Source organism: Paenibacillus antri (genome assembly GCF_005765165.1).
In the GTDB taxonomy this organism is placed as follows: Bacteria; Bacillota; Bacilli; order Paenibacillales; family YIM-B00363; genus Paenibacillus_AE; species Paenibacillus_AE antri.
Window position 1 is genome coordinate 33,328 of sequence record NZ_VCIW01000027.1, and the last position, 12,023, is coordinate 45,350.

Consider the following 12,023-nt stretch of genomic DNA (forward strand, 5'->3'; position numbering starts at 1 on the left):
GGGATTGTTACACTAAGAATGCTGAAATTTTGACCCAGAGGGGGTAAGCTCATGTCGACGGTCGTTGTGGTAGGTACGCAATGGGGAGACGAGGGCAAAGGAAAGATCACCGACTATCTCGCGGAAACCGCCGAGGTCGTGGCCCGTTATCAAGGCGGCAATAACGCAGGACATACGATCATGATCAAAAATCACAAATATAAGCTGACGATGATTCCGTCGGGCATCTTCTATCATGAGAAGCTGTGCGTCATCGGCAACGGCATGGTCCTCAATCCGAAGGCGCTGCTTGAAGAGATCCAGTACATTCAAGACAACGGCTTCTCTACGAAAAACTTGAAAATCAGCGACCGCGCGCATCTGATCATGCCGTACCATCTGCTGTTGGACGGTCTCGAGGAAGAGCGCAAAGGCGCCGACAAGATCGGCACGACCCGCAAGGGGATCGGTCCGGCGTATATGGATAAGGCGGCGCGCAGCGGCATCCGGATTTCGGACCTGATGTACGCCGACGAATTCGAGCGCAAGCTGCGCCGCATCATGGAAGACAAGAACCGGTTGATCGAGCAAGTCTACGGCTCCAAGGGCCTCGAAGTGGAACCGATCCTTCAAGAGTACTTGTCTTACGCCGATCAGCTGCGTCCGTACGTCACGGATACGTCGATCGTCTTGAACGACGCGATCGACGAAGGCCGCCGCGTCCTGTTCGAAGGCGCGCAAGGCGTCATGCTCGACATCGACCACGGCACGTACCCGTTCGTCACGTCGTCGAATCCGTCCGCGGGCGGCGTCTGCATCGGCTCCGGCGTCGGGCCGACGAAGATTCACCAAATCATCGGCGTCGCGAAGGCGTATACGACCCGCGTCGGCGACGGACCGTTCCCGACCGAGCTGCACGACGACATCGGCGCCTACATCCGCGAGACGGGGCACGAGTACGGCACGGTCACCGGCCGTCCGCGCCGCGTCGGCTGGTTCGACAGCGTCGTCGTCCGTCACGCGCGCCGCGTCAGCGGCATTACGGGCCTGTCGCTCAACTCGATCGACGTATTGACCGGCCTCGAGTCGGTGAAAATTTGCACGGCGTATCGCTACAAGGGCGAGACGATCGACTACTATCCGTCCAACCTGCAGATGCTGGCGGAATGCGAAGCCGTCTACGAAGAGCTGCCGGGCTGGACCGAAGACGTGTCCGGCGTCGGATCCCTCGACGAGCTGCCGGCGAACGCGCGCCATTACGTCGAGCGCGTCGCGCAGCTGACGGGCATCCCGATCTCGATCTTCTCGGTCGGCCGCAACCGCGAGCAGACGCATCTCGTTCGCCCCGTGTACGCTTAAGAATGCTATTCGTGCCTCCGGACTCGTTCTATGAACGAGTTCCGGGGGCGTTTCTTGTTTTAGAATGTTCTTCCAACGTCCATACTTGTAGGGAGCCCTATACGGACGGAGGAAAGACGCGAATGAAAATGATGGCATGGCTGGCGAAGACGATCCTCGCGACGGCGATCGTGACCGGCGTATCCGTAGCGACCACTTGGGCCGTGGTCAACGCTTATGTGCAGCAGCTGCTCGGGCAATACGGCATGCAAGGCGCGGCGGGACCGGTCGGGCTCATGGATACGCTGACGGCGCTCGGCGGGGGACGCGGCGTACAAGGCGAGGCGGCGCCCGCTTCGGCGAACGTGTCGCCGGGGGAAGACGACGCGGCCGTCGAGACGCCTTCCGGGACGACGCCGGAAGAGGAGTACCCGGTGCCGGACAATGCGCTTCCGGTGATGGGACAAGCGACCCAGTCGACGGGAACGGAAGACGAATTGTATATCTCGATGGACGACTTGAACGAGAAAAAGGATAATATTTCCGACGAGGACCGGATGGCCATATTCGCGATGCTGGTCACGAAGCTGCCGCCAGAAGAGGTGCAGGCGATCTCGGCGCTGCTCGAGGACGGCTTCACCGGGGATGAAATGGAGCAGGCGTCGGCGATTTTGCAGCAATATTTAACGCCGGAAGAATACGCGAAATTGCTGGAAATCCTACAGAAATATTAAGTTATCGAGAAGCCGGCGCCTGCCCGAAAGGGGGGCGCCGGCCTCGTTTCCGTTCACAAAATCGTTGCAAAACCGCGAAATTACGCGAAAAAAGTTGCCCCACCGGAATTTTCTATGGTAAAGTAATGGAGAAAGCGGAAAACGCTTATTTTCATTCGTTTTCATCGTTTTTATGCAAATTTATGAAAAGGGCTTGTGCAACAGACGAGCGTGAAGGAGGCGAGCATGACCCAGTTCAGAGGTAGACTTCCGTTCGACCGGGCTTCGGAGAAGCTGAAGGACGCATTACTGAACATTAAGTCTAAAGGCCTATACACGAAGCTTAAGATTCGTTCGAAGGACGGAGTCAGAGATTCGAAAGATTGGCTTTATACATATAGGATTCATCTGGCAGGCACCGTTGGAGCGGTAGCATTGGTCGCGAGCTTGGCTTACGCGGGGAATGCGTACGTGAATGCGAATATGAACGACGTATACGAGGTATACGTCGGCGATACGTTGATCGGGGAAGTCAGCTCCCCGGACGTCGTCGAGCAGGCGCTCGCGGCGGAGCTGGCGGAGATGGAGAAGCTGCATCCCGAGGTGAAGTGGGAGCTCGAAGAAGAAGAAGTACGCATCGAGAAGGAGACGATCTTCAAGGGCGAAGGCGAAGATCCGGAGACGACGGAGGCGCTGCGCTCCGCGCTGGAGGCGAGAGCCGTCGGCGTCGAGGTGATCGTGAACGGGGAAGCCGTCGCCATCGTCAAGGACGAAGCGACCGCGAATCGCATCTTGGAGACGGTGAAGGCGACGTTCGCGTCGGCGACGCCGCCGGAAGGGCTGACGGTGTTGTCCGCCGCGCCGGTCGAGGAGCGCGACGACGATATTATCGCCGAAGGCACGCCGCAGCTGTTGTCGTCCCGGATCGTCGAGCCGGTCGACCTGTTGAAGCGGGAGATCCAACCGAACGACGTCATGGACGAACAAGCGGTTATCGACATGCTGATCCAAGGCGACACGAAGCCGACGCAATACATCGTGCAGGAAGGCGATACGCCGTCGGGCATCGCGGAGAAGCTGGGCGTTCCGATCGAGCTCATTTACTCCAAGAACCAAGACCACAAGGATTTGATCGAACGCGATCTCATTCGGCCGGGCGACGCGCTCGATCTGACGATGCTGCAGCCGGGCGTGACGATCGAGTCGATCGAGAAAGTAACGGACACGATCGCGGTCCAATACGAGACGATCTACGAGGAAGACGCCTCGATGCGCAAGGGCGAGACGAAGACCGTGCGCGACGGGAAGAAGGGCGTCAAGAAGGTTACATACCAGCTTACCAAGGTGAACGGCCTCTTGATGGAGGAGCAGGTGACCGACGAAGTCGTCGTCGAGGAGCCGCTCGCGGCCGTCGTGAAGCGGGGCACCAAGGTCGTTCTAGGCGAAGGGACCGGGAAGTTCAGCTGGCCGGTCGCCTCGGCGAGCGTATCGAGCGGCTACGGCAGACGTTGGGGCCGCCAGCACAAGGGCATCGACCTGACGTCTTCGAACAAGTCCATTCTCGCGGCGGACAACGGCAAGGTCGTGTACACCGGCAAGACGAGCGATTACGGCAATCATATTATTATCGATCATAAGAACGGCTACGAGACGTTATACGCGCATCTGAGCAAGATCAGCGTCAAGGAAGGCGACATCGTCGAGAAGGGCGACAAGATCGGCGTTATGGGCAATACGGGCCGCTCAACCGGTGTCCACCTTCATTTCGAAGTGATCGTGAACGGCGTCGAGAAAAATCCGATGAGCTACTTGCGCAAGAAATAGAGCGCGAATCCCAGGGGGCATCGACAAGGGGGAAACCTTTGTCGGATGCCCCTTTTTTTACGTTTGTGGTAAGATAATGAGAAGGTGGTGACCGCGTCGATGCAAGGGAAAATATTAGTGGTGGACGATGAAAAACCGATCGCCGAAATATTGAAATTCAACCTCGAGAAGGAAGGGTACGAGGTCGTGTGCGCGTTCGACGGCCAAGAGGCGGTGGACCTCGCTTTCTCCACCGATCCGGACCTGATTTTGCTCGATTTGATGCTTCCGGTGAAGGACGGCATGGACGTCTGCCGCGAGGTGCGGGCGAAGCTGACGACGCCGATCATCATGCTCACGGCGAAGGACACGGAGTTGGACAAGGTGCTGGGGCTCGAACTGGGGGCGGACGACTACGTGACGAAGCCGTTCTCGAATCGGGAGCTGCTCGCGCGCGTGAAGGCGCATCTGCGCCGGCAGGCGTCGCTTGCGAGCGCGGCGGCGGACGCGGAAGAAGGGCCGGCGCAGCCGAGCCTCAATCAATTGAAAATTTTCAACCTGACGATCGACAGCGATATGTATGTCTTATATAAAGACGGCGTCCCGATCGACTTGACGCACCGCGAGTTCGAACTGATCCATTATCTCGCCAAGAACAACGGCAAGGTGATGACGCGGGAGCATCTGCTGCAAGCGGTATGGGGCTTCGAATATTTCGGAGACGTGCGGACGGTCGACGTGACGGTTCGCCGGCTGCGGGAGAAGATCGAGGACGATCCGAGCAAGCCGGAATACATCTTGACGCGGCGGGGGCTCGGTTATTTGATGCGCAACCCGAAAATGGGGGGCTTCGCCGGATAATGCTGGGCTTCCGTTCGCTGCAGACGATTCAGCTGCGGCTTATCGTCATTTACGTTTTGCTGATCCTGATCGCGATGCAGCTGATCGGCGTATACTTCATCCGCACGCTGGAGGATTCGTTCTACGGCAACTTCAACGAGAACGTCGACAACGAAGCGTACCTGCTCGCGGATTATGTGAAGGATTACCTCGACGCGAATTTGTCCGGCTCGTCGGGCGAGGAACAGAAGACGTACGAAGATCTTACGATTTTTATTAGAAACCTGTTCGCCACGAACGATACGGAAATTCAAATCATCGACGCCAACGGCATCGTCGTCAGCGCCTCGGGACAGCTGCAGGAAGGCATCGTCGGGCAGAAAAACACGCAAACCGAGGTGAGCCGGGCGCTGCAGGGCATCCGCGGCAACGAGCGGACGATGATCGACGCGGACGGCAAGCGCAAGCGCGCCGTCGCCATGCCGGTGCAGAGCGACGGCAAGGTGATCGGCGCCGTGTACGTCGTGGCCTCCATGGAAGGCCTGTTCGACACGATGAACCGGATCAAGCAGTTCCTGTTCACGGGGACGGTTATCGCGCTGGGGCTTACGGCGATCCTCGGCATCATTCTCGCGAACATGATTACGGCGCCGATCAAGGAAATTACGCGGAAGGCGGCGGCGATGGCGGTCGGCAACCTGAATCAGCGGGTGAACGTGCTCGCGAACGACGAGATCGGGCAGCTGGGCAACGCGTTCAACGATATGACGTACCGGCTGAAGGACGCGCTGTCGTCGATCGAGGAGGAGAAGGAGAAGCTCGCTTCGATTCTCTCGAACATGAGCGACGGCGTCATCGCGACGGACGAGCACGGGCGGACGGTCGTCATGAACCGGATGGCGCGCGCGATGCTCGGCTTGTCCGACGACGAGCCCGCCGACGGGCGGGACGTGCTCGAGCTGCTCGGGCTCGAGCGCGCCGAAGTCGGGGAGGCGGCGTGGACCGACGGGGAATCGCTGGGCGTCGTGCTGCATCCGGACGAGGGCGGGGAGCCGCTCGCGGTGCGGGCGACGTTCTCCCCGATCCATCGCCGGGACCACGGCGTCTCCGGGACGGTCGTGCTGCTGCACGACGTCACCGAACAAGAGAAGCTCGAGGCGTCGCGCAAGGAGTTCGTCGCGAACGTGTCGCATGAGCTGCGTACGCCGCTGACGACGATCAAGAGCTATCTCGAGGCGCTCGACGAAGGCGCCCTGGAGGACCGCGCCCTCGCGGAGCGGTTCATCGGCGTCACGCGGAACGAGACCGAGCGGATGATTCGGCTCGTCAACGACCTGCTGCATCTGTCCCGGTTCGATTCTAGGCAGAAGTCGCTGTCGTTGGAGCGCGTAGAGATGTACGAGCTGCTCGAGGAAGTGACCGACCGGTTCGCGTTCCAGGCACGGCAGCGCGGCATGGCGCTGTCCGTCGACATCGAGAGCGGCGTGCAGCCGGCGCTGGTGGATCGGGACGCGGTCGATCAGGTGCTGGACAATCTCGTGTCCAACGCGATCAAGTACAGCCCCGACGGAGGGCTCGTCTCGTTGTCGGCGCGCCGGTTGACGGGCGAGCCCGGCGCCGCCGCCCGGGTGGAAGTGACGGTGCGGGATCAAGGCATCGGCATCCCGAAGAAGGATTTGGGCCGCATCTTCGAGCGGTTTTACCGCGTGGACAAGGCGCGGTCCCGGAATATGGGCGGCACGGGGCTCGGCCTCAGCATCGCGCTCGAGATCGTGAAGGCACATGGCGGAACGATCCGGATCGATTCCGAACCGGGCAAGGGCACGGCGGTCGTGTTCACGCTGCCGGCCGCGGGAGAGGAGCGTGAGGACGGATGATGGAGAGCGCGAAGACGCTGCTTCTCGTGGTCCTCGTCGCGGCGAGTTTGGCGCAGAGTTATCTGCTCGCCTACAGCTCGCCGAAATTCGATACGATCGTTCCGACCGACTATGTGGAATCGAAGCTGGAGGGCACGCAAGCCGAGCTCTCGGCCTTGGTGTTCCCGAAGGATATCGTCCTCCGCTTCCCGAGCGGGGAGTATACGGTGCTGTATCCGCGGATGATTTTCTATACCATGATTCTCGAGGTGGTCGAGCAGCGCACGTTCGACGGTCTGCGCGCGGCGACGGGCGTCGTCGACCTGACGGAAGCGGGAGGGGACGGCGCGCAGGGCGTCGAGATCCGGTTCGCGGAGGAGCTGCCGATGTCCGTTCTGCAGCAGACGATGAATTTGCAGGGCGAGGCGCTCGCGGAGGCGAAGGCGGTCGACCGCATTCATATCTACACGCAGCCGGAGCGGGAAGAGGTTCGCGTGTTCTTCGTCGGCAGCCGCAGCGGGGCGATCTACGAGGCGACGCGCGCCGACTTGACGGTGAAGGACGTGGAGCGGTTCGTCGGCTTCGGCGAGACGCGGACGCGATATACGGCGCTGCAGGGCGGCCATTACCTCCCTACAGAGCCGCTGCCGATGGTGGAGTATCAATATGCGTACCGCCGCTTTACGGCCGATCAGCTGCAGCGCAGTTTGTTCCCCGACCCGTTCAGCACGCGGAACTTGACGGAGCGGGACGGTTCGGAAATTTACACCGACGGGAAGCGGGGCTTGCAGCTGTCGAACGAGCAGCTCTGGATGAGTTATACCGACCCGGCGGCGCCGGCGGAGGGCGTCCAGTCGCCGCTCGATACGGCGCTGTCGGCGGTGCAGTTCGTGAACCGGCACGGCGGCTGGAACGGCGATTACATGCTGGAGGGTCTCCGGCAAGAGGCGAACGGCACCGAGCAGCGTGCCGTGTTCCGCCATTACGTAGGCACGTATCCCGGGGCGTATCCGATCGCGGGGACGCGGGACGGCACGCCGTTCGGGCCGATCGAGCTCGCGCTGCGCAACCGGGTCGTGACGAACTACGACCGCTCTACGGTGCAGCTGGAGACGAACGTGCTCGAACGCCGATCCTTGCAGCTGCCAGGAGGCGAGAGCTTGATCGCGCTGTGGGACGCCTTCGAGGAGAAGGCGCTCGTCCGCTCGATCTATCCGGCGTACCGGGCGATGCTGACCGAAGACAACGTCGTGCTCGAGCCGATCTGGGCGCTCACGATGGAAGACGGCACAGTGCGGGCGCTGCCCGGAGGGGGGGCGTACTGAGATGGATTGGAGCCGCGCGAAGACGGTGCTGATCTGGGCGTTCCTGCTGCTGAACGTTCTGCTCGGGTATCAGCTGTGGATGGATGAATTGAATTTGACGACCTTCGCGGAAAATGCGACCCGCCGCGACGAAATGAACCGGCTGCTCGAACAAAAAGACGTACGGCTTGCAACGGCCATCCCGGAGGGCACGCCGTCGCTTCGCGAAATTACGGTGCGGCTGCAATCGGGCGAACGCTCCGAGGAGCCGACGCCGCTGTCCGCGCCGTTCCCGCGAAGCCGGCTGAACGACGCTTCGCTCGTGCGCGAGTCGCTCGCGGTCGACGTGCCGAATCTGGACGCCTACGAGCCGGATCCGTATGCGTCCAAGCCGGGCGATATGAGGTACGTGATGCATCAGCTGCACGGCGGTCTGCCGATGTTCGAGATGCGGCTCGAGCTGTACGGCGAAGGAGATACGATCGACCGGTATCGGGTCATCTACTCCGAGGTCGAGACGCCTTCGCCGCTGGAGGCGCCGCCGCCGCAAGGGCAGGAAGTGTTATCGGCGTACGTCGTCGTGGGCAGTCTTGCGGAGAACTATTTGCCGCGCGGCGCCGTCGTCGCGGATGTGCGGCTCGGCTATCACGGACCGATCTTCGAATCGGAGACGCAGGTGCTCGCGCCGTACTGGCGCATCGTGCTGAATACGGGGGAGACGTATTACGTGCACGCGGTGAACGGGGCGGTCGAAGGACCGTCCGCCGAGACGGTTCGGGCCGCGAGGTAGCGAAGTCCGAAGTGCGAAGCGCGAAGTGCGAAGGGCAAAGGAAACTTATGGGGAAACAGGGGAAAACGGAATGGGCTTTCGATTTACGATTCTATCGAGCGGGTCGACCGGCAACGCGACGCTTATCGAGTACGGAGAACATCGCGTGCTGCTCGACGCGGGGCTGAGCGCGAAGCGGATCGAGCAGCTGCTGCTCGAGCGCGGCGTGGCGCCGGATGGGCTGAAGTGCATCTTCGTGACGCACGAGCACTCGGATCATGTCAAAGGGCTCGGCGCGATGGCCCGGAAATACAAGCTTCCGGTGTACGCGAACATGAACACGTGGAACGAGCTGGACCGCGCGGTCGGCGACCTGTCCGACGATCAGCGCGTCGCCTTCAAGACGGGCGACGTGCTGACGTTCGGCGATCTGGCGGTGGAGTCGTTCCCGATCTCGCACGACGCGGCCGAGCCGGTGGCGTATAACTTCCAGGTCGGGAACGTGAAGCTCAGCATCGCCACCGACATCGGGTATATGAGTCCGGTCGTGAGGGAGAAGGTGCGGGACGCCAACGTGCTGGTGCTCGAATCGAATCACGACGTCGATATGCTTCGCGTCGGCAAGTACCCGTGGAACGTCAAGCGCCGGATTCTGAGCGACGTCGGACACTTGTCCAACGACGCCGCGGGAGAGGCGTTGTGCGAGCTCGTCACGGAGCGGACGAAGCGCGTATACTTGGCGCATCTGAGCCGGGATCACAACCAGTTGGATTTAGCCAAGCTTACGGTGAATAGTATATTGTGTGAGTCCGGCGTGTCGACCGAAGAGCGTCCGGTGCGTCTGATGGACACCTATTACGACCGATCGACGGAATGGGATACGGTCGAGGAGTCGTAGCGGCGCATGTCCGCGTAGACTTCGTCTTCCCGTTCGAGACCCGCCGTTTTCCGGTGGAAATCTTCCGGGGCGAGGATCCCCTTTTCCACCAACAACTCGATTAATGCGCTGAGCGCGAGCGTATTGCGGTAGAGCGATTCTTTCAGGTCGGCGATTTGCGCCATCGTCTGCACTTGGTCCCATGCGGCGGAGCGGGTCGGTTTCATCGGCGTATCTTCCTTTCGGCGAGTGGTAGATTCGGGAGGTTCGCTTGCTAGATGCTAGATTGTTACTATTGTAGGTAAGCGGACGCGAAAACATTCCTCTTATTTTTGTGAACGACCGTTTTTTTGGGTATGATATAGGAAAGCGTATGGAACACGGGGGAAATGCGGCGGTTCGGGGGAGGGCGCGGTCATGAGTTTGTTCGACGACGATTTTTATTCGCCCAAGGTGTCCCCGCGGGAACGCAGAAGGCTGACGAGTCAAGAGAACGATCGTTGGCCCGGGCGGCGGCGTCTGCCGGCGTTCCGGCGGCCTCTGGCGGTCGCCGTCGCCGGCGCGGCGGGTTTGGTGGTCGCGTTGGTGCTGATCTCTTCGCTCTGGGGAGGGCGCGGCGGCGAGGCCGTCTTGGAAGGCGCGGCGCCGCAAGGGGCGGCCGCTCCGGACGGGACGCAGCCCGTCAGCGTCGTAGACGTCGTGCAGCGGATGAAGCCGGCGATCGTCAGCGTCATCAGCTTGCAAAGCTTCTCCTTCGATGGGGAAGAGGAGACGGAGCAGCAGACCGGCATCGGGTCGGGGATCGTGTATAAGAAGGAAGGCAACGTCGCGTGGGTCGTCACGAATCATCACGTGATCGAGGGCGCGTCCTCGCTCGAAGTCGTCTCGGCAGACGGCCAGCGCATGGCCGGCACGCTCGTCGGCTCCGACCCGCTGACCGACCTCGCGGTGCTGAAGATCGATGCGCGCGAGGTGGACGGCGTCGCGTCGTTCGGCGACTCGGACGCGCTGCGGGAGGGCGAAGCGGCGATCGCGGTCGGGCACCCGTACGGGCTCGGCTATTCGCCGACGTTCACGCTCGGCATCATCTCGTCGCTGCATCGGATCATCCCGATCTCGCTCGCGATGGACGGTACGATCGACTGGGAGATGGAGCTGCTGCAGACCGACGCGGCGATCAACCACGGCAACAGCGGCGGCGCGCTCGTCAATCAAGACGGCATGGTCATCGGCATCAACTCGATGAAGGTGGCGGAATCGGGCGTCGAAGGTCTCGGGTTCGCGATTCCGAGCAACGCGGCGGTGCCGATCATCGCCGAGCTCGAGGAGTATGGCAAGGTGCGACGGCCGTATCTCGGCGTGGCGACGGTAGATCTGCGGCAGTACCGGGTGACCGACGAGGAAGAGGAAGCGGTCGAGCTGCCGGCGGAGGTCAAGGACGGCATTATCGTGCTCGAGGCGTACGGACCGGCGTCGGAAGCGGGAATACGCACGAACGACGTCATCGTGGCGTTGGACGGCCGGCCGATCGCGAGCACGCTGGAGCTTCGGAAATATTTGTACGCCAACAAGCAAATCGGCGACCCGATTCGGGTAGACTATTACCGAGACGGCAAGAAGGATTCCGTCACCGCGAAGCTGACGGAGACGCCGGAATCGTAACCGTCCGCCGCGACGGCGGATGATAAAGGGGCACGGAGACAGCGCATGTATGTCGTATGCGAAGAACATCTGGAGCTGGCGTTGGACCGGTTCGTGGACGAATACGAGGATGCGCCGGACGTCGTAGACTTACGCGCGACGACGTTCCCGGCTTGGGAGCCGCCCGCCACGTGCGAGGAATGTTCCCGGACCGCGCGTTACCTCGTGGTGTAATTGGATGCCCGCGGCGTCCGTTCGATGGTTTCGTCGACGGGGTCTGCGGGCTTTTTCGCGGGCGGAGTTGCGGTTGGTTAGGGCGATTAGTCCATTTTCTTTCTTAGAATACAGTTTGGAGGCTCGCCGCATGCACATTCAGATCGTCGCCGTCGGCAAATTGAAGGAGAAATATCTCGTCCAGGGGATCGCGGAATACGCGAAGCGGCTCGGGGCGTACGCGAAGCTCGACATCGTCGAGGTGCCGGACGAGCAGGCTCCGGAATCGATGAGCGCAGCCGACGAGGAGCGCGTGAAGACAAAGGAAGGAGAGCGCATCCTCGCCAAAATCAAAGACGGCTCCCACGTCATCGTGATGGCCATCGACGGTCAAATGTGGACCTCCGAGCAGTTGTCCTCTCACATCGCAGACCTCGGTACGTACGGGAAGAGCCACGTCACGTTCATCATCGGGGGCAGCAACGGCCTCTCCGCCGACGTCATGCGCCGCGCCGACACGAAAATCTCCTTCGGGCGCATCACGTACCCGCACCAGCTGATCCGCTTGATCCTCGTGGAGCAGGTGTATCGGGCGTTTAAGATAATGCGGGGAGAACCTTACCATAAATAATGGATAATCTTATCGTAGGTCAGGACAACCTTCCGGTGGGTGCCCTGCGATTCCTCCAA

Annotated in this window: 12 protein-coding genes; 11 read left to right on the plus strand and 1 reads right to left on the minus strand. The window is 61.1% G+C overall.

Annotated elements, in window-relative coordinates; translation table 11 throughout:
• The first annotated feature begins 51 nt into the window (after positions 1 to 51).
• The 8 genes from FE782_RS28230 to FE782_RS28265 all read left to right on the plus strand — a co-directional run bounded on the left by FE782_RS28230 (position 52) and on the right by FE782_RS28265 (position 9,500).
• Positions 52 to 1,338, plus strand: a complete 1,287-nt coding sequence (locus tag FE782_RS28230; protein WP_138197701.1) for an adenylosuccinate synthase — start codon at positions 52 to 54, stop codon at positions 1,336 to 1,338.
• Positions 1,339 to 1,460: 122 nt separating this feature from the next.
• Positions 1,461 to 2,051, plus strand: coding sequence for a hypothetical protein (locus tag FE782_RS28235; protein WP_138197702.1), 591 nt, complete (start codon positions 1,461 to 1,463; stop codon positions 2,049 to 2,051).
• A 225-nt stretch (positions 2,052 to 2,276) separates the two neighbouring features.
• Positions 2,277 to 3,854: a M23 family metallopeptidase gene (locus FE782_RS28240; RefSeq protein WP_138197703.1), complete on the plus strand. Its 1,578-nt coding sequence runs from the start codon at positions 2,277 to 2,279 to the stop codon at positions 3,852 to 3,854.
• A 99-nt stretch (positions 3,855 to 3,953) separates the two neighbouring features.
• Positions 3,954 to 4,694 (plus strand): response regulator YycF, encoded by a 741-nt coding sequence (yycF, locus tag FE782_RS28245; protein ID WP_138197704.1) that lies wholly within the window; start codon positions 3,954 to 3,956, stop codon positions 4,692 to 4,694.
• Positions 4,694 to 6,550, plus strand: coding sequence for a cell wall metabolism sensor histidine kinase WalK (gene walK, locus FE782_RS28250; RefSeq protein ID WP_138197705.1), 1,857 nt, complete (start codon positions 4,694 to 4,696; stop codon positions 6,548 to 6,550). Before yycF ends, walK begins: the two co-directional genes overlap by 1 nt.
• On the plus strand, positions 6,547 to 7,854 hold the full coding sequence (locus tag FE782_RS28255) for a YycH family regulatory protein (RefSeq protein WP_138197706.1): 1,308 nt from the start codon (positions 6,547 to 6,549) through the stop codon (positions 7,852 to 7,854). The genes walK and FE782_RS28255 overlap by 4 nt, the downstream gene beginning before the upstream one ends.
• A 1-nt stretch (position 7,855) precedes the next feature.
• Positions 7,856 to 8,623, plus strand: a complete 768-nt coding sequence (gene yycI, locus FE782_RS28260; RefSeq protein WP_138197707.1) for a two-component system regulatory protein YycI — start codon at positions 7,856 to 7,858, stop codon at positions 8,621 to 8,623.
• A 70-nt stretch (positions 8,624 to 8,693) separates the two neighbouring features.
• Entirely contained in the window at positions 8,694 to 9,500 is an 807-nt protein-coding gene (locus tag FE782_RS28265) for an MBL fold metallo-hydrolase (RefSeq protein ID WP_138197708.1), read from the plus strand.
• On the opposite strand, the gene FE782_RS28270 is transcribed toward FE782_RS28265, so the two are convergent.
• Entirely contained in the window at positions 9,458 to 9,706 is a 249-nt protein-coding gene (locus tag FE782_RS28270) for a hypothetical protein (protein WP_138197709.1), read from the minus strand. The two genes, FE782_RS28265 and FE782_RS28270, sit on opposite strands and share 43 nt — an antisense overlap.
• A gap of 190 nt (positions 9,707 to 9,896) precedes the next feature.
• On the opposite strand from FE782_RS28270, the gene FE782_RS28275 reads away from it, so the two are divergent.
• The 3 genes from FE782_RS28275 to rlmH all read left to right on the plus strand — a co-directional run bounded on the left by FE782_RS28275 (position 9,897) and on the right by rlmH (position 11,964).
• The gene (locus FE782_RS28275) at positions 9,897 to 11,141 is read left to right on the plus strand and encodes a S1C family serine protease (RefSeq protein ID WP_138197710.1); all 1,245 of its coding nucleotides are present in this window, start codon (positions 9,897 to 9,899) and stop codon (positions 11,139 to 11,141) included.
• 45 nt (positions 11,142 to 11,186) lie between these two features.
• Positions 11,187 to 11,354, plus strand: a complete 168-nt coding sequence (locus FE782_RS28280; RefSeq protein WP_138197711.1) for a CxxH/CxxC protein — start codon at positions 11,187 to 11,189, stop codon at positions 11,352 to 11,354.
• A 130-nt stretch (positions 11,355 to 11,484) separates the two neighbouring features.
• Positions 11,485 to 11,964, plus strand: a complete 480-nt coding sequence (rlmH, locus tag FE782_RS28285) for a 23S rRNA (pseudouridine(1915)-N(3))-methyltransferase RlmH (RefSeq protein WP_138197712.1) — start codon at positions 11,485 to 11,487, stop codon at positions 11,962 to 11,964.
• Positions 11,965 to 12,023 lie beyond the last annotated feature (59 nt).

What these genes read in the sequence shown, in the direction of transcription:
- yycI (WP_138197707.1), top strand. Translation starts at nt 7,856, where the DNA reads ATGGATTGGAGCCGCGCGAAGACGGTGCTGATCTGGGCGTTCCTGCTG.
- yycF (WP_138197704.1), top strand. Translation starts at nt 3,954, where the DNA reads ATGCAAGGGAAAATATTAGTGGTGGACGATGAAAAACCGATCGCCGAA.
- FE782_RS28270 (WP_138197709.1), bottom strand. Translation starts at nt 9,706, where the DNA reads ATGAAACCGACCCGCTCCGCCGCATGGGACCAAGTGCAGACGATGGCG.
- FE782_RS28265 (WP_138197708.1), top strand. Translation starts at nt 8,694, where the DNA reads ATGGGCTTTCGATTTACGATTCTATCGAGCGGGTCGACCGGCAACGCG.
- walK (WP_138197705.1), top strand. Translation starts at nt 4,694, where the DNA reads ATGCTGGGCTTCCGTTCGCTGCAGACGATTCAGCTGCGGCTTATCGTC.
- FE782_RS28240 (WP_138197703.1), top strand. Translation starts at nt 2,277, where the DNA reads ATGACCCAGTTCAGAGGTAGACTTCCGTTCGACCGGGCTTCGGAGAAG.
- rlmH (WP_138197712.1), top strand. Translation starts at nt 11,485, where the DNA reads ATGCACATTCAGATCGTCGCCGTCGGCAAATTGAAGGAGAAATATCTC.
- FE782_RS28255 (WP_138197706.1), top strand. Translation starts at nt 6,547, where the DNA reads ATGATGGAGAGCGCGAAGACGCTGCTTCTCGTGGTCCTCGTCGCGGCG.
- FE782_RS28275 (WP_138197710.1), top strand. Translation starts at nt 9,897, where the DNA reads ATGAGTTTGTTCGACGACGATTTTTATTCGCCCAAGGTGTCCCCGCGG.
- FE782_RS28280 (WP_138197711.1), top strand. Translation starts at nt 11,187, where the DNA reads ATGTATGTCGTATGCGAAGAACATCTGGAGCTGGCGTTGGACCGGTTC.
- FE782_RS28235 (WP_138197702.1), top strand. Translation starts at nt 1,461, where the DNA reads ATGAAAATGATGGCATGGCTGGCGAAGACGATCCTCGCGACGGCGATC.
- FE782_RS28230 (WP_138197701.1), top strand. Translation starts at nt 52, where the DNA reads ATGTCGACGGTCGTTGTGGTAGGTACGCAATGGGGAGACGAGGGCAAA.